This is a genomic window from Hanstruepera flava, from assembly GCF_023634025.1.
Lineage (GTDB): Bacteria > Bacteroidota > Bacteroidia > Flavobacteriales > Flavobacteriaceae > Hanstruepera > Hanstruepera flava.
In genome coordinates, this window is record NZ_JALJCW010000001.1 from 1,066,494 (window position 1) to 1,089,351 (window position 22,858).

Sequence of the window (22,858 nt, forward strand, 5' to 3'; positions counted from 1 at the left end):
ATTAAGGTAATGTAACTTTTATTCGCTTTATGCGCTTTTGGTCTAAAGCTTCTACTGTAAAAACGTAGTTTTCAAAATTTATTTTACTGCCCTGTTTTGGAAAACTTTTTGAAATCTCTAAAACAAACCCAGCAATTGTTTCGGCTTCGCCTTTTTGTTCCTCGAAAAGCGTTTCATTCTCTAGTTTAGTTATCTTATAAAAATCTTTTAAAGCCGTTTTACCTTCAAAAACATAGTTGTTGTTGTCCAATTTAGAATAAATTAAATCTTCATCATCAAACTCATCACTAATATCGCCTACAATTTCTTCAATAATGTCTTCTAAAGAAATTAGTCCAGAAGTTCCACCATACTCATCAACAACAACCGCTAAATGCACTTTTTTATCTTGGAATTCTGCCATTAAATCATCTAGCTTTTTGTTTTCTGGAACAAAAAATGGTTCACGTAATAAAGTGGTCCAATCAAACTGTTTTCTATCAATATAAGGCAGCAAATCCTTTACATACAAAATACCTTTTATTGAATCGATATTTTCTTCGTAAACTGGGATTCTAGAATACCCATTTTCTACAATTTCAGGAATTATGTCAACGTACTTCTCACTTATATTTAAGGCAAAAATATCAATACGCGGACGCATAACTTGTTTGGTGTCTGTATTTCCGAACGAAACAATACCTTGCAATATTTTTTGTTCTTCTACAGTAGTATCAGCTTCACTTGTTAACTCGAGAGCTTGAGAAAGCTGGTCAACACTTATATTTGATTTTTGTTTCCCAAATTTGTTATGAATAGCCAGTGTAATACTTCGCATGGGTAAACTTAACGGTGAAAATAAAAAGTCTAAAACCCTTAACGGATATGCCATAAACAAAGAAAACTTCAAACGGTTTCTGCTAGCATATATTTTAGGCAAAATCTCGCCAAACAATAGAATTAAAAAGGTAATTACAATAACCTCTAAAACAAATTGTAATATTTCTGATTGAATACTTCCAAATAAAGAATCGCCTAAATAGGCAAACAATATTACGATGGCGATATTAATAAAATTATTGGCTACCAATATCGTTGCAAGTAGTTTTTTTGGGCGCTCCAATAATTTAGTGATGATGCCAATTTTAGTACTAATTACCTCATCGCCATCATCAATATCGGTTCGTGTTAAAGAGAACAAGGCTACTTCTGCTCCCGAAATTAAGGCAGAGCATAGCAGTAGTAAAAATAAGAGTGCCAAACCAATTACAACCGATAAGTCAATTGCAGTTAAAAATGAAAGAAATCGTATGGGTTCTGGGTCCAAAGATTAGGGTTTAAATTATACTTTAAAATGGTAAATCGTCGTCCGGTAAATCTACCTCTGGTTTCGGAGTAATTGGCTCTTGTCGAGCCTGACCTTGACTATTGTTTTGCTGACTATCTTGCTGGTTTTGCGAACCACTTTCATTCTTTGTAGTTAAAAAGGTGAATTCTGTACACTGAATCTCTGTGGAATATCTATCGTTACCACTATCGTCCTGCCATTTTCTAGTTTTTATTCTACCTTCAATATATACTTTATCGCCTTTGCTAACATATTTCTCAAAAATCTCTGCGGCTTTATTTCTAACGACAATATTGTGCCATTCGGTATTTGTAACACGCTCATTAGTCTGCTTATTGGTGTACGTTTCATTTGTTGCAAGTGGAAAACGACCAATACATCCACCTCCTTCAAAATAATGCATTTTTATTTCATCGCCTAAATGCCCAATTAGCATAACTTTATTTAATGTTCCTGACATAATATTCTGTTTAATTTGAAAAGCAAAATTAATCTTTTGCTTTTCATAATCTTAAATTTAATAAAAAAATATGATTGCCGTAAATCTCCAATCAAAAATTAAAGTCATCTATAAAGTTTTTAATTAAAATAGGTGTTGCATATTTATGAATAGTGTGTATAGGGATACTTGGCTCTGGTAACATATCAGATTTGATTATCCAAAATTTGGTATATAAATGCTGATGGGATAACTTATGAACTATACTCTTGTCATTATATAAGGTAATGTGCTGTTCATTTATCTTAAGTTGAGATTTAAGTTCATTAATTGCTAAAGGCTGTTTTGATTCGATTAAAGGAAACTGATACAGGTTTTGCCAAATACCTTTCCCTTCGCGCTTTTCCAAAACTGTTTCCCCTTTTGGGGAAATATAAACTAAATAGTTAAAGTACTTCTTAACGGGTTTAGATTGTTTGTTCTTTTTAGGCAATACGTTAACTTTATTATGCTTAAATGCGCTACATGTTTCGTTTAATGGGCAAATATTACAATCTGGATTTTTAGGCTTACATTGAATAGCTCCAAACTCCATAATGGCTTGATTAAATTCAGCAGGATTGTTTGTATCTAAAATTTCTTGGGCAATGACCTTAAACTCTTTTTTACCTTGAGTACTATTTATAGCAGTACTTACACCATAATAGCGTGCTAAAACCCGATAGACATTTCCATCTACAACAGCTGTGGCCTCATTAAAACAAATAGAAGCAATAGCACTAGCAGTATAATCTCCTATTCCTTTTAATTTAATCAGCTCCTTATAACTCTCAGGGAATTTTCCGTTTAGCTCTTTAGCTATATATTTTGCTGTAGCATGAAGATTTCGCGCACGTGAATAATACCCTAATCCTTGCCAAAGTTTTAAAACATTCTCTTCCGTTGCATTTGCCAAGTCGAAGACTGTTGGATATTGACTTACAAAAGCTTCATAATAAGGTAACCCTTGCTTAACTTGTGTTTGCTGCAAAATTATTTCTGATAGCCAAATGTAATATGGATTTTTAGTTTTACGCCAAGGCAAAAATCGCTTATTTATTGAATACCAATATGTTAAAGTTTTTGTAATATGCATTTACAGAATATACTAATCGCAAAAATAATCGTTTATATTCTTAAATTTTAATGATTTAGGTTTGAAATATTGAATTTTAAATTCCTATATTTGCATCCCTTTAAAAGATTAATAGTAACGTAATAAAATATTTAAAATGACGAAGGCTGATTTAGTAGCAAAAATTTCTGAAAAATTAGGAATTGAAAAAGGCGATGTACAAGCAACAGTAGAAACATTTATGGATGAAGTTAAAACTTCTTTAGAAAGCGGTGATAACGTTTACTTAAGAGGATTTGGAAGCTTTATTGTAAAAACAAGAGCAGAAAAAACAGGTAGAAATATTTCAAAAAACACAACCATTAAAATACCTGCTCACAATATACCTGCGTTTAAACCAGCAAAAGTTTTTGTAGAAGGTGTTAAAACAAACGTAGACGTTAAATAAAACATTAAATAATTAACCTTAAAAGAAGACATTTATGCCAAGTGGTAAAAAAAGAAAAAGACACAAGGTAGCGACACACAAGCGCAAAAAAAGAAGACGCGCAAATCGTCACAAAAAGAAAAAATAAGCTAAAAAAGTAGTTGTTTAACTACTTTTTTGGTTTTAAAATCAAAACGTTCTTTGATATTGAGCCTCTTTTCGTATTACCTTTCGAATAAGTTGCTCCATGGATTTAAAATCCTGTGAAATGCCTTTAAAAACTTTAATCTTAAATTATTAAGACTAATCAAGGCATTCAGTCTGACAACTAAAAAATAATAATAGTTGTTAGATTAAAAATATAGTATTAATCCATCTGTACTTAATTGTATGGATAAAAATTAACTAAATGGATAAAGAATTGATTATTCGTTCGAGTTCTGAAAATGTTGATTTTGCCTTATTAAAAGATGGAAAACTAGTTGAATTACATAAAGACGAAGGTGGTAACAACTTTTCGGTTGGTGATGTGTTTATAGCCAAAATAAGAAAAGCTGTTCCTGGTTTAAATGCTGCATTTGTTAATGTGGGCTACGAGAAAGATGGTTTTTTACATTACCACGACCTCGGACCTAAACTTCCTTCCCTTTTAAAATTCACAAAACGTGTAAGCACAGGTAAACTAAAAGATTATTCTTTAAAGAATTTCCCATTTGAAAAAGATATTGATAAAGACGGGAAAATTACTGACGTCTTAAAATCAAATCAGTCTGTTTTAGTACAAATAGTTAAAGAACCTATATCGACCAAAGGACCTAGAATAAGTTCAGAGCTTTCAATAGCTGGTAGATATATAGTTTTGGTGCCTTTTTCTGATAGAATTTCTATTTCTCAAAAGATAGAAGACAAAGAAGAAAAAGATCGCTTAAAACGCCTTGTTAGGAGTATTACACCTCAAGGTTTTGGTGTAATTGTTCGTACTGTAGCAGAAGGCAAAAAAGTAGCAGAACTAGACAAAGATTTACAAAACTTGCTTGGTCGTTGGACCGCAATGTGTAAAAAGCTAGACAAAGCTCACCATCCTAGTAAAGTACTAGGTGAATTAAATAAGGCTTCATCAATTTTAAGAGACATTTTTAACGATACTTTTACAAGTATTTATGTCGATGATGAAGAACTTTATATTCAAATTAAAGATTATGTGCAAGAAATTGCGCCAAGGAAAGAATCAATAGTTAAGCTATATCAATCTAACGTGCCTATTTTCGAGAAATTTGGTATTGAAAGACAGATTAAAACGTCTTTTGGAAAAACCGTTTCTATGGCCAAAGGCGCTTATTTGGTTATCGAACACACAGAAGCCCTACATGTGGTTGATGTAAATAGCGGTAACCGTTCAAATAAGGCTAAAACGCAAGAGGACACCGCGTTAGAAGTCAATTTAATTTCGGCCGCAGAAGTTGCTAGACAATTGCGTTTACGCGACATGGGTGGCATTATTGTTATTGACTTTATTGATATGGGCAAAGCTGAAAACAGAAAGAAGCTTTATAATTTTCTTCGTGATGAAATGAAGGATGATAGAGCTAAACACAAAATTTTACCACCAAGTAAATTTGGATTGGTACAAATTACAAGACAAAGGGTTCGCCAAGAAATGAACATTAAAACGCGTGAAGAGAATCCTGACGCAATTAATGGACAAGAAGTTGAGGCTCCAATAGGTATTGTACCTAAAATAACTCATGATCTTGAACAATTATTTAAAAAAGACTATAAAAAGCTGACATTAAACACACATCCTTTTATAGCAGCCTTTTTAACCAAAGGTTTTCCATCTATTCGTTCAAAATGGTTTTTTGAACACAAAAAATGGGTAAAGATTTTACCAAGAGATGCTTACACATATTTAGAGTACCACTTTTTCGATAAAGATGGTAATCAAATTAAATAACAAAAAGCCTTACTAAATAGTAAGGCTTTTTTTATTGTTATTATTATTAATTTTTATTCTTGTGCTGGGCCTCCGCTAGTAATAATAAACTCTGAACGACGGTTTAATTGGTGCTCCTCTTCAGTACAGTTAGAACCGCAATTTACTTTTGGTTCTTTTTCTCCCATACCAATACCAGAAATTCTATTGGCATCTATTCCTTTTGAAACCACATACTGAACGGTTGTTTTTGCACGTCTATCAGATAATGCCTCATTATATGAATCAGATCCTCGGCTATCTGTATGCGATGTCGCTTTAATAACCATATCTGGATATTTGTTCATAATTTGAACTAACTTATCTAATTCGAATGCAGCTTTAGATGTAATATTAGACTTGTCAAAATCAAAATATATTGGTTCCAACTCCACTCTATCGGCTACAATTAATTCTTCAATAGGATCTAATTGAATTGTAACTGCTTGCTCCTCTTCTCTAGTTCCACTTACCATAGCTTGTCCACTTTCGTATTCATCCATAGTAGCTTCTATTCTTACATCTTTCTCACATTCAACCATATACTCGGCAACCCCTTCAGCATTGGTTGGTTTTGAATTCACTTTGTTTCCGGCATCATCATAAAGTGTTGTCATAGCTCCGCTTAAAGGCTCTCCTGTGTTTGCATCTACAACAGTAGCTGTAATTAACACATCACACATTGGTTGTAATTTCTTTAATGCATAAATATCATCGCTTCCCTTTCCACCTTCACGGTTAGAGGATATATAGCCTTCACCTGTTTCTTCATTCATGTAATAAGCAAAATCGTCTGCATTACTGTTAACTGGTATTCCAGCATTACGCACAGGCGCCATCTTACCATCAATTTCTTTGGTGTAAAATACATCAAGCATTCCTAGTCCTAAATGACCATCAGAAGAAAAATAAATATCACCATTACTACTTGCATATGGAAATTTCTCATTGCCTTCAGTATTAACCTTTTGCCCTAAATTAACAGGCTCACCAACGGTTCCGTCATCGTTAACAGGAGCTTTGTAAATATCAAATAACCCAAATCCTCCTGGCATGTCAGAATGAAAATATATGGTCTTACCGTCTGAACTTATAGACGGATTACTAACGTTATAGTTTGGACTATTTATGTGTAATGCCTCAACATTTCTCCAACTATCTCCATCTTTAGAAGCTTTAAACATGTGTAGTACACTATACTTGGTGTTTGAAATACTATCTTTTTCAAATTCACCTTCAAAAAAGCTCTCTCTTGAAAAATAAGCTGTGTTACCATCTGGACTAAATGTTACAGTCCCTTCATGATATTTTGTATTAATATCACCTTCAGCTAAATCTGGTTCTTGGTATGTACCATCAGTCAAAAGATTAGACACATAAACATCTAAAAAAGGTTGATCGTTCCAACCATATGTTTTTCTAGCTTTATTTCTAGCAGAAGTGAAATAAAATTGATTGCCATTTAACACACCTCCAAAATCAGATTGTTCAGAATTAATATCTAAATTTTGAATATTAAATTTCTTTCCTTTCTCTAAAATTTTTGGCAAATAATCTGGATTTGCTTTAAAAGCAACTGCTCTGTCATCTCCTGGTCTCATTTCAGCAAAGCGACTCATTTGCTCATTAGATTCGGCATATTTCCCGTTTGCCTTAAGCATTTGAGAATACTTGTAAATCATTTCTGGACTTTGAGAGGACTCTAAAGCTTTTGCATACCATCGTTCAGCCTCAACAGTATTAAATATGTTGTAATTAGCTTCTGCCAGTTGGCTGTAAACATAAGCATCTGCTTCTCCTTTTTCTACTAATTTTTGGTAATCTTCAATAGCGTCAACAAACTCAAATTTTGCAAAATGTTTGTCGGCAGCTGCAGTTTTTTTGTTTTGAGCAGTTACACTTAAACTACTCATTAATATTAATGTGATAAATACTTTAAAGTTTTTCATAATGTTTAGCTTAAGTGATTAGAAATAACGAGGTGAACGTGATACTTTCTTCGAGAAACTAAAGTCGAAGTTGATAAATATCTCGTGAGAAGCCGATGTTGTAACATCTAATTCTGACGTAATACTATCATAAGCATAGCCTATTCTTAAGTTAGGTGCTACCATGAAATTAACCATTGCACTAAACGAATCATCCAATCTGTATCCTGCTCCAATTTCAACAATGTTGTACATAAAAAGGTTAGCATTAACATCAAAACTCACTGGTGAATCAAAAGCCATTTTCATCATACCATGCGGCTTTAAGGCAAAATTGTCAGATAAATGAAATACATAACCAGCAGCTACAAATAAGTGCTGTGTATCAGATCCTATTTTTGTGCCATTTTGATCAATGTGAACAGAATTTAACATGTTAGGCATAGAAACAGATACGTAATAGGTATCTGGCTTATATAAATAAGCACCTGCACCAACGTTTGGATTTACCGTATCTATATTTTCTTCTAAAAATGGATCGTTAGGGTCTATAACATCTAAATCAACTAACCCAACATCTAAAAATGTTGCTCCAGCTTTGACACCTAAAGCTAAACGGTGATCTCCTCCTAATTGTAATGTATATGAGAAGTCTCCATATACGTTGGTTTCTCTAACTGGACCTATCTCATCACTAATAAAAGACAATCCTAAACCTACATTTTTACCTACTGGAGAACTAATAGATAATGTACCTGTATTTGGTGCACCATCTAATCCAACCCATTGGCTTCTGTAAAGTGCTCCAATGGCAATACCATCAAAAGAACCTGCGTAAGCTGGGTTAACAACGTTCATATTATACATGTACTGTGTATACTGCGGATCTTGTTGCGCTCGCATAAATGATGCGGACAATAAGAATATTAAAATTATATATAGTTTTTTCATTATAAAATTTTGGTTGTGTTAGTTTACTTGTTGATATATACCCATGAGGTTCTTACTTTTCCACCTTGATATTTCATAACATAGAAATAAGTACCAACTGGAAGTTCATCTCCATTGTCTGCTACACCATAAAATTCATTTGTATAACCATCGGTCTTTTTAAATATTTCGGTACCATTTCTGTTGTAGATTACTAAACTTTCTACATCAAAACTACTTAAATCGAATGTATCATTAAATCCATCATCATTTGGAGTAATTACTTGTGGAATAACACAAGCCAAAGTTTCAAAGCTTTGAACTGACACTTCTGGACAAGGCCCTGAAGTTGTATATTCAATGGTATACTCTGTACCTTGAGAACCACCTGTTACTTCCCCTGTATCAGGATCTATCATTGCGCCATCATTTGGTTCTGGATTAAAAGCAAATGTACCTCCTAAATCACCTGTTATCTGTACCTCAACACCATCGCATATTGGTGTTAAAATTGTAAAGGATGCATCTTCAACTGCAAAAGTAGTAACTGTTTGTGAACTTGTTTCCGGACATACTCCTGAAGTTGTATACTCTACAGTATAGGTTGTGTCTGCAGATCCAAAAACCTCACCAGTGACTGGATCAATAACCGCACCATCAGTTGGTAATGGGTTAAAGATAAATGTTCCTCCTGTTGTCCCTGTTATTGTTGCTGTAGCGCCATCACAAGTTGGTGTCATCGTGAATGAAGCATCATCAGCTGGTAATACAGTAACATTTTGTGTACTTGTTTCTGGACAAGCTCCAGAAGTTGTGTATTCTACAGTATAAGTTGTTCCTGAAACACCATCTGTAATAGTACCTGTAACAGGATCTATTAATGCCCCATCGCCAGGCGGTGGATTCAATGCAAATGTACCACCAGTATCACCAGTTATCGTAGCGGTGGCACCGTCACAATTTGGTGTCATTGTAAATGAAGCATCATCAGCTGGTAAAACAGTAACCGTTTCAATGCTAGAAGTTGGGCAGGTCCCTCCTGTCGTATACTCAACAGAGTAAGTAGATCCTGGAACTCCGTTTGTAATTGTACCTGTATCAGGGTCAATTACGGCTCCATCTGCAGGATCAGGATTAAAGGCAAAAGTTCCTCCTGTAGTTCCTGTTATTGTTGCAGTTGCGCCATCACATGTAGGTGTTAAAGTAAATGATGGATCTTCAGCACCAGAATTATCATAATTAACAACTACTTGATCCACAACTGTAGATGTACCTCCAGTACATAACTCATATGTTACAGATGCAGTATAAGTTGTAGTTGCTGTAGGAGATACTGTAATTGTTTCTGTGTTTCCAATAACAACACCATTTTCATCTAACCACTCAAACGTATAGTTTGGTGTTCCTTCTGAAGGTGCAAATCTGTAAGATTCCGGTGCGTCTGGAGTAACTTCCCAAACACCGGTGTTTCTTCCTGCAGGTGTAAATGCAGCTGTGTCGTCAATATTTTGAACACCAATAACAGCATTACCGTCGTTCCATCCTGGACAAATTGGTTTTTCAAAAACATTAATGTCAATGTTATTTGATGATTCATAAAGAATAATTTGGCTACTAGACTCTATACTATTACAGCTAAAGTGACAAACACTTGTATAGTTTACAACAAACATTCTGTAAGGAGCCGAACCAATAACCAAATAATTAATGTCTCCACAAACTCCTGGATCAATATCATGAGCTACACCAAAAATATTGGCTTGCGTTAAAGAAGGGTTATCATTATTAGGTAATGTATCACCTGGATCAATGTTCCAACCATTAAATCCTCCTGCATTTTCAAGTTCGAAACTTAACACACCGTTAGATCCTACAAGAATTTGATTATAAACACCTCCAAAGAAACAGAACTCAAATCCTATGTCAATAACTTCAGACCATCTGTCGTCAATATCCAAACTCGTAGGAGTACCTCCAACAACTGGTGGTAAAGGACAAGTATCTAATCCATTAATAATATATGTGCTAGTATCTTGACCAAATAAATGGAAATTAGCTGTTAAATCGGTTTCAGGGTTTAAACAATCTACATCAGCATCCTCACCAGCATACACAATAGAACAAGGGTTTGGTGGTGGTGGACAAATAAATGTTATAGGACTACTTATTACATCACAAGTATCATCATCAGACTTAATGGTAGTAATTGTTACCACTGTGTTAGCGGTATAAGGTCCCATTGTAACAATACCTGTAGTGCTTGCAGTTTGATCTGGGCTACCTTGATCGTCAGAAACAATTATTGATGCTGCCCCACTTAAATCTGTAATATTGACCTCTATTACGAAATCAGGATTATCAGGATCTGTTTCACAATCACCTATAGCATTAAATGATACCACTTGAGGTATACAAATGGTTTTAAACGTATATTCTGTACAATCTATTGCTGGACCATTACTATTATAAGGCACAATAGTTACATAATAATTTGTAGCGTTATCTAGAACTCCTGGATCGTAAGTTAAAACGTTACCAACATCTAGGTTATCAACAACATCGGTCCCTCCAGGTGTTGTGCCAATAGAAATAGTATATCCATCAACCAAAATAGAGGCTGCTGTCCAAGTAATATCGGTATTAATATCAATATCTATTCCACCATCAGCAGGAGTTGTCATCACTGCATTACAATTAGGCACTGCAGTTGCATCAAAACATTGTACGTCGAAATCCCACTCTGTTTGTCCAGTACTACCACAACTTACAGATCCATCTGAATCTACACCTACCGTTATTGATGAACCAGAAGAAATAAAGAATAAACCTGATAAATCGCCACCGTTATCTCCTTGGAAAATAATAGTTCCATCAGAGTCTGTAATAATTAATTCGTCCCATCCAGCTTCAATCCAACCAGCGTTGAAAAATACAACTAACTGTGAACCATCGTTACTCGCAAAATTAAATTCCATAGTATCGTTCGCTACATAACAATATGTTGTATTTATTGTCTCGTTAATTGAACAATCAAGGATTTGATTTGGATCTGGGCGTGTTGTAAAACTTTCCTCAACACAACCTGTGGCGTTACCATTGGCATTATAAGGTACAATGGTTACATAGTACGTAGTATCAAAAGCTAAAGTTCCCGGATCGTATGTTAATACATTTCCTACATCTAAATTATCAACAATGTCAGTTCCGCCAGGTGTTGTACCAATGCTTAAAATATAGCCATCTACTTGACCAAATGCTGCGGTCCAAATTAAATCTTCATTCTCGTTAACATCTGTTGCACCGTTCACCGGATTTGTCAAAGATGCATTACAATCTGGTGTTGCTGTAGGGTCAAAACATGAAACCGTAAAGTCCCATGGTGTTTGATTGCCTGAATCACAACTTACAGATCCATCTGAATCTACAGAAACTTCTAATGATCCTCCTGAAGATACCCAAGATAAACCAGTTAAATCTCCTCCATTATCACCTTGGAATAAAATTGTACCATCAGAATCTGTAACTATAAGTTCATCCCATCCTGCTTCAATCCAACCAGCATTAAAGACCAATGATAATGGGTTTCCATTATTACTTGCAAAGTTCCATGTCATAGTATCATTTGCACTATAACAATAAACAGTATTAACGGTTTCACCTACATCACAATCTAAAATTTGATTTGGATCATTTTCCGTTGTAAAGCTTTGTTCATTACAATTAATAGCTGAACCATTATCGTTATATGGTACTATTGTTATATAGTATGTGGTTTCGTATAATAAGGTTCCTGGATCATAAGTTGTTGAATTTCCGTTATCGAAATTATCCAAAATATCAGTTCCTCCAGGTGTTGTACCTATTGATATAGTATAACCTGTTACAATTACAGACGCTGCACTCCATGTGATATCGGTATTAATATCTACAGCAACATCGCCGTTAGCAGGTGTAGTTAACACTGAGTTACAATTAGGAACAGCCGTTAAATCTATACAAGATACATCAAAGTTAATTGGCACATAACCAAGACCTTGGCAGTTTACAGAACCATCGGTATCCATTTCAACATAAAGTGTGCTACCTGTGGTGTTTCTAGATATACCTGTCAAATCACCGCCATTGTTTCCATTGAATAAAACCAGAGCTGTATTATCAGGTCCATCGTAAACAATAATATCGTCGCAACAGCTTTCCATTTGACCTGCATTAAAACGGATGTTTAATGGACCGCCATCAGAACTTTGGAAATTCCACGACATGGTATCGTTATCTGTATAACAATATTCAATATTAACTGGCACACCAGAAGCACAATCTACAGGTGCATTAGGGTCAGCTCCTGTTGTAAACGAAAATTCTGTACAACCAACCGCCGGACCGTTAGCATTATAAGCCAAAACAGTAACATAATATGTTGTACTGTATTCTAGAGCAGTTGGGAAGTTAAATGTTGTTGATAAACCTACGTCTAAATTGTCCACTATATCTGTTCCTCCTGGAGTTGTGCCAACTGATAACACATAGCCTTGAGGAATTCCAGTTGCTGCAGACCATTCTAAATTGGTATTGATTCCAACACCAGTACTCCCATTTGCAGGTGTAATTAAGTTAACACAAGAAGGTGGATCTGAAACTACTTGTGTGGCAGCAATGTTATCTAAATACACATAGTATGTACCTATTGCCCATGCAGCATCAATACGCAGTTTAAAATCCGAACCTGCAGGCAAACTTGCAGCAGGAACAGTTGCAGAAATATTGGCGCACTCATTTGAGGTTATATGGTTAACATCGTTAATTGTTAAGACTGTATTCCATGTCCCACCGTCATTTGTGGAATATTGAACATACAACTCACCCCATCCAGGAGGTGTTGGGTCTGTTGCGGCCGACCAGTCTACAATTTTATAGTCAAATGCAATTGTCAAATCAGTTCCATTTGACTGACCAACTACATTTGGTGATGTTAATGCACCTGTAAGATTGGTGTCATCAAAATTCGATCTAACTGACCATCCGTCGCAATTTTGGACAAATGAAACAGCATAATCTCCAGGATCACTAGTCCAACCTGCTGGTAAGGTTACACTAGCATCAAAATTTTCTACTAATCCTATTTGAGAAAACCCAACAAGTGAAATTAACCCAAATAAAAGTGAAAGTGTAATTTTTTTCATTATTAATATTATAGTTAGTTAATGTTTAAAGTGAATAAATCCTTTAAAGCTTACTTCTAAAAAGGGAAAAGCAGCTTCAAAAAAACACGCTAAATTCACCAGATAATACTTAAATTATTAATCCCTAAAATTATAAAAAAACTCTGTTTAGGCTCTCTTAACACAAGCTTAATAGATTAACTACGCTTTTCATCGTTAAACTGAATTGGAGAAATTAACCCTTATGCGATTCGTCGGATTTTATAACACTTCTTCTGATTATGGTGCAGGGTTTGGAATTTTTCTATGAACATCATTTATTGCTTCTATTACCTCTTCTTTAAGCACTAAATCTATACTGCCCAGATTTTCTTTTAATTGCTCTAAAGATGTTGCTCCTATTATGTTACTTGTAACAAAGGGTTGTTGGTTAACAAATGCCAAGGCCATTTGTGCGAGAGACATATCATTGTCTTTGGCAATTTTCAGATATTCTTTAGTAGCTTCTGTTGACTGCTCACTACTATATCTCGCAAACCTTGGAAACAATTTTAAACGTGCATTTTCTGCTGCATTACCTGTAACATATTTACCTGATAGCACGCCAAAAGCCATAGGCGAATAGGCCAACAAACCTATATCTTCTCTTATTGCTATTTCTGCCATGTCGCCCTCAAAAACACGGTTTAACAATGAGTAAGCATTTTGAATGGTTATCATTCTCGGAAGGTTCTTTTGTTTAGACTCTTCTAAATAACGCATAGTTCCCCAAGCTTTTTCATTGGAAATACCTATATACCTTATCTTACCGGATTTTATTATGCTATCCAATGTATTTAAAACCTCATTGAAATTATCCGACCATGTGTCACTTTCATTATGAACATAATCGCGAACACCAAATGTATTTGTGTTTCGTTCTGGCCAATGCAATTGATACAAATCAATATAATCAGTTCGCAAGCGTTTTAAACTCTCATTAACAGCATCATTTATGGCTTCCTTACTAAATCCGTTAGTTCTTATATGAGCGGTATAATCTCCTGGCCCAGCAATTTTAGTGGCTAATACTATTTTATCCCTTTGTCCTGATTTTTGAAACCAGTTTCCAATAATCCGCTCGGTTTCCGCATAAGTTTCTGCTGTTGCTGGAACAGGATACAACTCTGCTGTATCAAAAAAATTAACGCCTCTATCAACAGCTAAATCCATTTGGGCATGACCTTCAGCTTCTGTATTTTGGTTTCCCCATGTCATAGTTCCCAAGCATATTTTACTGACTTTTATATTTGTTTGTGGTAGTGTTGTGTATTTCATGATTTTTAATTTTACTCTATAAATATAAAAACCTTTCAGAATAACAACTATCCTGAAAGGTTTAACTAATAAACAAATTACATTACTTAAATCTCATTGAGAAGTTTTGAAATTTCGTCTAGTTTAGGTGTTAGAATAACTTCAATTCGTCTGTTTTTTGCTCTGCCCTCTGCATTATCATTAGATGCTATTGGTGCAAATTCACCACGACCAGCAGCCGTTAAGTTTTCAGGATTAATTGATGGATTTTCACGCAATATATTAACAATAGCTGTTGCTCTTTTTGTTGATAAATCCCAGTTTCCACTTAATTGCGAATTCCCTTTATAAGGCACATTGTCGGTATGTCCTTCAATTAATATTGCTATATCTGGGTTATCGGCTAAAACGGTTCCCAATTGTTTTACAGCTTGTTTTCCATTAGAACCAACTGCCCAACTTCCAGATTCAAACAATAATTTATTTTCCATTGATACGTATACCTTTCCATTTCGTTGTTCAACGGTTAAGCCCTTACCTTCAAAATCAGTTAGTGCTCTTGAAATAGCCTCTTTTAATTGGTTCATGGCTGCATCCTTGGCTGCAATAACACTTTCTAGTTCGGCTACACGATTGGATCGCGCTTCCAGTTCTTGTCTTAATTTTTCCAATCGGCCACTTTCTGCTTCCAAAGCTTGTTCTTTGGCTTCAAGCTGTGCCAATAACTCTCTGTTTTTTTGAACATTTTCAGCAATAGCCGCCGAGCTATTAGCTTCTAGTGCATCATAAGATGCTTTAAGGTTATCTAAATTTGTTTTTGCTGCGTTATAATCATGCTGCAACTTATCGCGTTCAGCTAGCGTCTTATCATATTGAGCTTGTAATTGCTCCAGTTCATTAAGTGCATCATTCTTTGCTTTTAAAAGTTCATCATTTTCAGCAAGTAATTCTCTATTTTGTTCTTTTAAATCGCCATACTTTGTTTCTAAATCTTTATAAACTTTTGGCGACACACATGCCGATAAAAGCATTACCATTGCGACTACTGTAAGTGTTGTTCTCTTCATTTGTTTGCTATTAATTTTCTATTTCTAATAATATAGGGCAGTGATCACTATGTACTGCTTCCGTGAGTATAACGGCTCTTTTAATTTTTTCTTGTAAGGGTTGCGAAACCATGGCATAATCTAATCGCCATCCTTTGTTATTAGCTCTGGCATTTGCACGATAACTCCACCAGCTATATTCTTGGCGTTCTGGATGTAGGAACCTATAAGAATCTATAAAGCCATTGTCTATAAACTTACCAAGCCACTCTCTTTCTTCTGGAAGAAATCCAGAGACACCTTTCATTTTTGGGTTGTGAATGTCTATCTCTTCATGACAAATATTATAATCGCCACATATTATCAAGTTTGGCAGTTTAGATTTCAATGTATTGGTATAATCCTGAAACATATCCATGTAATCAAACTTATGCTGTAACCTCAAATCGTTGGTGCCTGATGGTAAATACAAACTCATTACAGAAAATCCATCAAAATCTGCCCGTAGATTTCGACCTTCAATATCCATGGACTCTATTCCTGTACCAAATTCTATATGGTTTGGTTTGGTTTTGCTCAATATCGCTACACCACTATATCCTTTTTTTTGTGCACTAAACCAATAGGTATGTTCATAACCTGCATTGTGAAACAAGCTTAAATCCAATTGGTCTTCCATGGCTTTTATTTCCTGTAAACAAACCACATCTGGATCAGCCAATTTCAACCAATCTACAAATCCTTTATTAATGGCTGCTCGAATACCGTTTACGTTATACGAAATGATTTTCATGTTTATATTTTAGAATTTTAGCTAAAGTAAATAATGCGTTACTTTTACACTATTAAATTAAATTGCTTTTAACAAAAACTATCAACAAAATAAATACCGTTTAAAGCAGTTTTATTACAACATGAGAATTAAACTAACTGTTCTGTCCTTATTTTTAGGGTTTTGTGTGTATTCGCAAAATCCTATTTCGAATTATAGGAGTAAAACAGTAGCTGTTAAAGATTCTATTGTTATCGACAGTATTAGTATAAATTCTGGGTTTTTTACACTCAAAAAAAAAGATAGTTCGTTTATCGATGCCAGCTATTATGAAGTTGATTTTGCAAAAGCCATTTTATATTTAAAAAAACCCGTTGCCGAGGACAGTTTAATTGCTGATTATTTGGCCTATCCTGATTTTTTAACAAAAACCTACAAACAACTGGACGATAAAGTTGTTTTAGCTAATACTGACCAACAACAATTATTATACAAATTATCACAACCCAGTGAGCGCGATGAATATAAACCATTTGATGGTCTTACAACTCAAGGTAGTATTTCTAGAGGCATAGTAGTTGGAAACAATCAAAACTCTGTTTTGAATAGCGAGCTGGATTTGCGAATTACAGGTAAATTAAGTGAAAAAGTATCCTTAAGGGCATCTATTCAGGATGCCAATATTCCACTTCAAGAGAGTGGTTACTCACAACGCTTGGATGAATTTGACCAAGTATTCATTGAAATGTTTAGCGAAAACTGGAAAATTCGCGCAGGTGATGTAGATTTGGTAAATGCCAATTCGTTTTTTGGAAAATTTAGCAAACGTGTTCAAGGGCTTTCAATTAACGCCAAACTCAACCATCCTAATTCAACTACAAATTTATTTGCCGCAGGGGCTTTGGTAAGAGGACAATTTAACACCTCGCAATTTACAGCACAGGAAGGCAATCAAGGTCCTTATAAAATAACTGGCCCAAACGAGGAGCTTTATGTATTAATAGTATCTGGCAGCGAAACCGTTTATGTAAACGGAGTTCCACTAGAACGTGGTGAAAACAACGACTACATAATAGACTATAATGCAGGTGAAATTATTTTCAACCCAACATTTCCTATTACTTCTGAAATGCGTATTACGGTAGACTACCAGTATAGCGAGCGTTATTATTCCCGCTTAATTGTTTATGGTGGTGGTAACTATTCTGGTGATAAACTTAAGATAGGAGCTTCAGTTTATAGTGAGAGTGATTCAAAAAACAGTCCGTTATCTCAAAACCTATCGGCAGAACAAGTTGAGATTTTAGCTCAAGCTGGCGATGACAAAAGCCTTATGGTTGCACCATCGGCCACACCAGAAGCCTATAACGAAAACAGAGTTTTATATAAAAAAGAACTTATAAATAGTGTTGAAGCCTTTGTGTTTTCTAATAATCCTGACGATGAATTATATAGTGTACAATTTTCATTGGTGGGTGATAATTTGGGAAATTATATTATTAGCGATATTGATGCCATTTCAACTATATATGAATACATAGAACCTATTGCTGGAGTTCCTCAAGGGAATTATGAGCCCATTATACAATTGGTTGCCCCTAATAAATTGCAATTAGCGATTGTTAACGGGAACTATAAGCCAACGCAAAAAACCGATATAACTTTTGAATTGGCAGGAAGCAAAAACGACCTCAACCTGTTCTCAAGTATTGATGACGACGATAACGATGGCTATGCTGGAAAATTTATAGTTAACCAAGCTATTATTAAATCAGATAGCTTATGGAATTTAAATGCACTTATCGATACAGACTATATTAATGAAAACTTTAGAACCATTGAACGTATTTATAATGCAGAATTTAGTAGAGACTGGAATTTAGGCACTTCAAACGGTTCCCAAAATATCACAAATTTGGGCAATCAGGTTTTTATTACTTCTGGATTAAAAGCTTTTCATCCAAAAAAAGGCCTTGTTTCCTATCAATTTGAATACTTAAACTACAGCAATAATTTTAACGGCAACAGACATATAGCTTTAGCCGATTTAGCCTTAAAACGATGGCAAATAGTTAGTAATTCTAGTTTTTTGAATGCCGATTCAAATGAGTCTACCTCAACTTTTTTACGATCTTATAACCGAATAGCATATAGTTTTAACAAGGGCTGGACAGGAACGCGATTAGCTTTGGAAAGTAATGAACAACGTGTTATTGAAACCGATTCCTTTACACCAATAAGTCAACGGTTTAAATCGTATGAAGTTTTTGCAGGTATTGGCGACAGCACCAAAGTTTTTGCTGAAGTGGGTTATAAATATCGCGTAAACGATAGTTTAAGAAATAGCCGATTAGGGAAAGTAAACACCTCTAACAATTATTATATTGATTCGCGCCTTATTCAAAACAGTAGAACCAATCTATCATTTTATGCCAATTACCGGACGTTAAAAGACATAGACCCAGAGCGTAATGAAAATTCGCTGAATTCGCGTTTAATTTTTAGCCAGCGCTTTATTAAACAACTTATATTCTGGAATACCACTTATGAAACCAATTCAGGAACAGCACCGCAACAAGAATTCACATATTTGGAAGTAGAATCTGGGCAAGGTGTTTACACATGGATTGACTATAACAATAATGGGATACAGGAACTGGAAGAATTTGAAATTGCACAATTTCCAGATGAAGCCGATTATATACGCGTTTTACTTCCCAACCAGGTTTTTATTAAAACCCATCAAATACGTTTTAGTCAATTATTAACGCTTAATCCGCAACAATGGGCAAACGATGATAACACCTTTAAAAAGGTGCTTTCGCATTTTCACAATCAAACCTCGTATTTGATAGACAGTAAAGAAAGACGTGATGGTAACGATTTTAACTTAAATCCATTTAATATAAATGAAGCCAACCAATTAGCCTTACAATATAATTTTAGAAACGTCTTGTTCTTTAACCGTGGTAAACAACGTTACACAACGTCCTACACTTATTTAAGTAATAAGTCAAGAAATGTACTGTCTTTTGGATTCATTGAGAATAATTTGGTAAGCCATAAGCTGCAATTCAATCATAAATTTGCCAAAAATTGGCTTATAAATTTGGAATCTAATTTTAATGAAAACGAGAGCTTAAGTGAAAATTATCCAAGTAAAAACTTCAATATTGAAGAGACTAATTTTTTCCCAAAACTAACGTATCTGTTAAATGACAATACCAGTTTTGATGTGTTTTTCCAGTATGCTAGTAAAGAAAATACCATTGCACAATTTGAAACTTTAAAGCAGCAAAAATATGGTGCCTCATTTCGTTACGCCAATTTTCAAAAAATAGCTATTAGCGGCGAGTTTAATTATTTTTCAAATGATTTTTCTGGCGATACCAACACGGCAGTGGCTTACCAAATGATGGAAGGCTTGCAGCCTGGTAAAAACTACACATGGAATCTTATTGCACAAAAGAAAATAACCAGTTTTTTAGATTTAAATTTGTCTTACAACGGTAGAAAATCTGAAACCAGCAAAGTCATCCATACAGGTAACATACAACTAAAAGCTTATTTTTAATAGTACTTTATATCCCTTGTCCATACATATAAAGGTTCGCCATTTACAATTTTTGTTATTTCGGTCCAGTTTCCTTTTTTGTCGAATTTGTATTTATAATCAATTGTATATTCTTTCTCTCTAAAATGGCACAATACTTTAATTATGTATCCTTTTTCATCGTATTTATAATTAACCAACTCTTTTGAGGAGCTGTTTTTAACTACTGAATACTCGTAACTAATCTTCCTGTCATCTAAATCATATTTATATTTTCTGTAAGCATAAACAGTATCTCGAGCATAGCCTTCATAAATTAAATTGTTTCTTTCATCATATTCATAAATCGTTTTATAAGGTCTTTTCGAATTTTCTTCAATCCAGTGCTCTTCATATACCTTATTCTCAAAATCATCAAACTTGCTCTTTTTTAATAAAAACTTTTTCCCAATAGAATCTCTAACTTTAAAACTATCTTCATTAGTATAATTAAAAACTCTTTGATGATATTCATTAATTGTATTTTCAATGCTATCTATTTCATATGTAATAATATCTCGGCTACCATCTTCATCAAAGCTATTTACTCCAATTATTTTTCCTTTGTATCCTCTTATAAAATACAAATGCACAAAATCATTGGGGTCGTCACTCCAATAACGACTTTCAGAAATCAGCAAATTTGATTTATTATAAAAGTATCTAGTAAGGTAATGAACATCATCCCAATAAAGCTCTTTAGTTTCAACTAAATTATTATTTTTATCATAAGTATATTTATATTCTCTTTTAAAACTTCCATCTTTATTATACCAAATCTCATTATCAGGTAATCCGTTTTTCAGAAATTCCTTTTTATAATTTACATAGAAACAACCTTTTGAGTCAACCCAGTTACATTTAAAAGTTTCTCGGATATTCTCTGGAGTAAATATTAATGCATGGCCATAATCTCCATCATTTTGCATAAACTTATAATTCTGTTTTTTTTCGTTTAAAAATTCAACCTTTTCCCTAACCGATTTAGGGTTCCCATAAATTGTATCCATGTTTTGCTGAGAATAGGCAGAAACAAGTAATGAAGTAAAAATAAGAGTGTAAATAAATTTCATATAAGATAACTGGTTAGTAGCTCAAATATCCAAAATTATGTATACTACCAAAAACTATAATGAGTAAACCATGCTTTTTATTGAGTCAAATAAAAAAACTCCCAAGATTAACTTGGGAGTTTTTTTATGTCGTTCAGAACAAAGTGAAGCGTAGTGAAGAATCTTTTAACCTTTCCAAAAGATTACCACAACTTTCTTTGATAGTTTCGCAATGTAAGTTCTATTTCATTTTTTGAAGCCAATGCTTAACGTCAACTTCTTTTTTAATAATATCTCGTAAATCGTCTATCTTTACTCGTTTTTGTTCCATAGTATCTCTATGACGAATAGTAACAGAGTTATCTTCTAACGTATCATGGTCAACAGTTATACAAAATGGCGTACCATTAGCATCTTGACGTCTGTATCGTTTTCCAACAGCATCTTTTTCGTCGTAAAAAACATTAAAATCCCACTTTAAATCGTCAACTATTTGTTTGGCCACTTCTGGCAAACCATCTTTTTTAACTAACGGAAATACTGCTGCTTTAACAGGCGCCAAAACTGCTGGTAATTTTAAAACGGTTCGCGTTGTATTGTTGTCTAGTTCTTCCTCTACCAAGGCATTAGAAAATACAGCTAAAAACATACGGTCTAAACCAATAGAGGTTTCCAACACATAAGGTGTATAGCTGGCATTATCTTCATGGTCAAAATATTGCAGTTTCTTTCCTGAATATTCTTCATGTTGCTTTAAATCGAAATCGGTACGTGAGTGAATACCTTCTAACTCTTTAAACCCAAATGGGAATTTAAATTCTATATCTGTTGCAGCATCGGCATAATGCGCTAACTTCTCATGGTCGTGGAAACGGTAATTATCATCTCCCATTCCCAATGACTTATGCCATTTTAATCGGGTTTCCTTCCAGTAATTAAACCATTCTTTCTGGGTGCCTGGCTTAATAAAAAACTGCATTTCCATTTGTTCAAACTCACGCATTCTAAAGATGAACTGTCTGGCAACTATTTCGTTCCTAAATGCTTTACCAGTTTGCGCAATACCAAACGGAATTTTCATTCGACCCGTTTTTTGCACGTTCAAAAAATTAACAAAAATTCCTTGAGCGGTTTCAGGACGTAAATACAAATCCATTGCTGTATCTGCCGAAGCTCCAAGTTTGGTGCCAAACATCAGGTTAAATTGCTTTACATCTGTCCAGTTTTTACTACCAGACAGCGGATCGGCAATTTCCAATTCTTCAATAAGTGCTTTTACATCTGCTAAATCTTCATTTTCCAACGATTTAGCCATTCGCGATAAAATAGTATCAATCTTTTCTTGATAGCCCAATACGCGACCATTTGTTGAAACGAACTCGGCTTTGTTAAAGGCGTCTCCAAAACGTTTAGCCGCTTTTGCAACTTCTTTATCAATTTTAGCTTCTAGTTTGGCACAATAATCTTCAATTAAAACATCAGCTCGGTAACGCTTTTTAGAGTCTTTATTATCAATTAGCGGGTCGTTAAAAGCATCAACATGCCCAGAAGCCTTCCATGTAGTTGGGTGCATAAAAATCGCTGCGTCTATTCCCACAATATTATCGTGCATTTGTACCATGGCCTTCCACCAATAGTCACGAATATTCTTTTTTAATTCTGCTCCATTTTGAGCATAATCGTAAACTGCGCTTAATCCATCGTAGATTTCACTACTCTGAAATACGTAACCATACTCCTTTGCGTGAGAGATTACCTTTTTAAATTGATCGTCGTTGTTTGCCATGCTGCAAAAATAAAAAAC

At 34.5% G+C, this 22,858-nt stretch carries 14 protein-coding genes; 3 read left to right on the forward strand and 11 right to left on the reverse strand.

Going from position 1 to position 22,858, the window contains the following annotated elements:
* Window position 1: 1 nt before the first annotated feature.
* From MTX13_RS05115 to mutY, 3 genes are all read right to left on the reverse strand, one after another.
* Window positions 2-1,306, reverse strand: coding sequence for a gliding motility-associated protein GldE (locus tag MTX13_RS05115; protein WP_250433304.1), 1,305 nt, complete (start codon window positions 1,304-1,306; stop codon window positions 2-4).
* A 22-nt stretch (window positions 1,307-1,328) separates the two neighbouring features.
* Window positions 1,329-1,787, reverse strand: a complete 459-nt coding sequence (locus tag MTX13_RS05120; RefSeq protein WP_250433305.1) for a single-stranded DNA-binding protein — start codon at window positions 1,785-1,787, stop codon at window positions 1,329-1,331.
* A gap of 91 nt (window positions 1,788-1,878) precedes the next feature.
* Window positions 1,879-2,901 carry an A/G-specific adenine glycosylase gene (mutY, locus tag MTX13_RS05125; protein ID WP_250433306.1) on the reverse strand — a complete coding sequence of 341 codons (1,023 nt, stop codon included), beginning with the start codon at window positions 2,899-2,901 and terminating at the stop codon, window positions 1,879-1,881.
* A 136-nt stretch (window positions 2,902-3,037) separates the two neighbouring features.
* Here mutY and MTX13_RS05130 point away from each other — a divergent pair, with 136 nt between their 5' ends.
* Together MTX13_RS05130 and MTX13_RS05135 are read left to right on the forward strand one after the other, a co-directional pair.
* Complete coding sequence (locus MTX13_RS05130) at window positions 3,038-3,328, forward strand: HU family DNA-binding protein (protein WP_223032593.1); 291 nt, start codon at window positions 3,038-3,040, stop codon at window positions 3,326-3,328.
* 388 nt (window positions 3,329-3,716) lie between these two features.
* Entirely contained in the window at window positions 3,717-5,261 is a 1,545-nt protein-coding gene (locus MTX13_RS05135) for an Rne/Rng family ribonuclease (protein WP_250433307.1), read from the forward strand.
* A 53-nt stretch (window positions 5,262-5,314) separates the two neighbouring features.
* On the opposite strand, the gene MTX13_RS05140 is transcribed toward MTX13_RS05135, so the two are convergent.
* The 6 genes from MTX13_RS05140 to MTX13_RS05165 all read right to left on the reverse strand — a co-directional run bounded on the left by MTX13_RS05140 (window position 5,315) and on the right by MTX13_RS05165 (window position 16,431).
* Window positions 5,315-7,228 carry an OmpA family protein gene (locus tag MTX13_RS05140; RefSeq protein ID WP_250433308.1) on the reverse strand — a complete coding sequence of 638 codons (1,914 nt, stop codon included), beginning with the start codon at window positions 7,226-7,228 and terminating at the stop codon, window positions 5,315-5,317.
* Between the two features lie 18 nt (window positions 7,229-7,246).
* Complete coding sequence (locus MTX13_RS05145) at window positions 7,247-8,158, reverse strand: PorP/SprF family type IX secretion system membrane protein (RefSeq protein WP_250433309.1); 912 nt, start codon at window positions 8,156-8,158, stop codon at window positions 7,247-7,249.
* A gap of 23 nt (window positions 8,159-8,181) precedes the next feature.
* Entirely contained in the window at window positions 8,182-13,317 is a 5,136-nt protein-coding gene (locus MTX13_RS05150) for a T9SS type B sorting domain-containing protein (RefSeq protein ID WP_250433310.1), read from the reverse strand.
* Window positions 13,318-13,575: 258 nt separating this feature from the next.
* Window positions 13,576-14,613: an NADP(H)-dependent aldo-keto reductase gene (locus MTX13_RS05155; RefSeq protein ID WP_250433311.1), complete on the reverse strand. Its 1,038-nt coding sequence runs from the start codon at window positions 14,611-14,613 to the stop codon at window positions 13,576-13,578.
* A gap of 86 nt (window positions 14,614-14,699) precedes the next feature.
* Window positions 14,700-15,659 (reverse strand): OmpA family protein, encoded by a 960-nt coding sequence (locus MTX13_RS05160; RefSeq protein WP_250433312.1) that lies wholly within the window; start codon window positions 15,657-15,659, stop codon window positions 14,700-14,702.
* Window positions 15,660-15,669: 10 nt separating this feature from the next.
* Complete coding sequence (locus tag MTX13_RS05165) at window positions 15,670-16,431, reverse strand: exodeoxyribonuclease III (RefSeq protein WP_250433313.1); 762 nt, start codon at window positions 16,429-16,431, stop codon at window positions 15,670-15,672.
* A 121-nt stretch (window positions 16,432-16,552) separates the two neighbouring features.
* Between MTX13_RS05165 and MTX13_RS05170 the strand changes: the two genes are divergently transcribed.
* Complete coding sequence (locus MTX13_RS05170) at window positions 16,553-19,984, forward strand: hypothetical protein (RefSeq protein ID WP_250433314.1); 3,432 nt, start codon at window positions 16,553-16,555, stop codon at window positions 19,982-19,984.
* Here MTX13_RS05170 and MTX13_RS05175 read toward each other — a convergent pair.
* Window positions 19,981-21,012, reverse strand: coding sequence for a hypothetical protein (locus MTX13_RS05175; protein WP_250433315.1), 1,032 nt, complete (start codon window positions 21,010-21,012; stop codon window positions 19,981-19,983). The genes MTX13_RS05170 and MTX13_RS05175 overlap by 4 nt on opposite strands.
* Window positions 21,013-21,295: 283 nt before the next feature.
* The gene (locus tag MTX13_RS05180) at window positions 21,296-22,840 is read right to left on the reverse strand and encodes a glycine--tRNA ligase (protein WP_250433316.1); all 1,545 of its coding nucleotides are present in this window, start codon (window positions 22,838-22,840) and stop codon (window positions 21,296-21,298) included.
* Window positions 22,841-22,858: the final 18 nt, after the last annotated feature.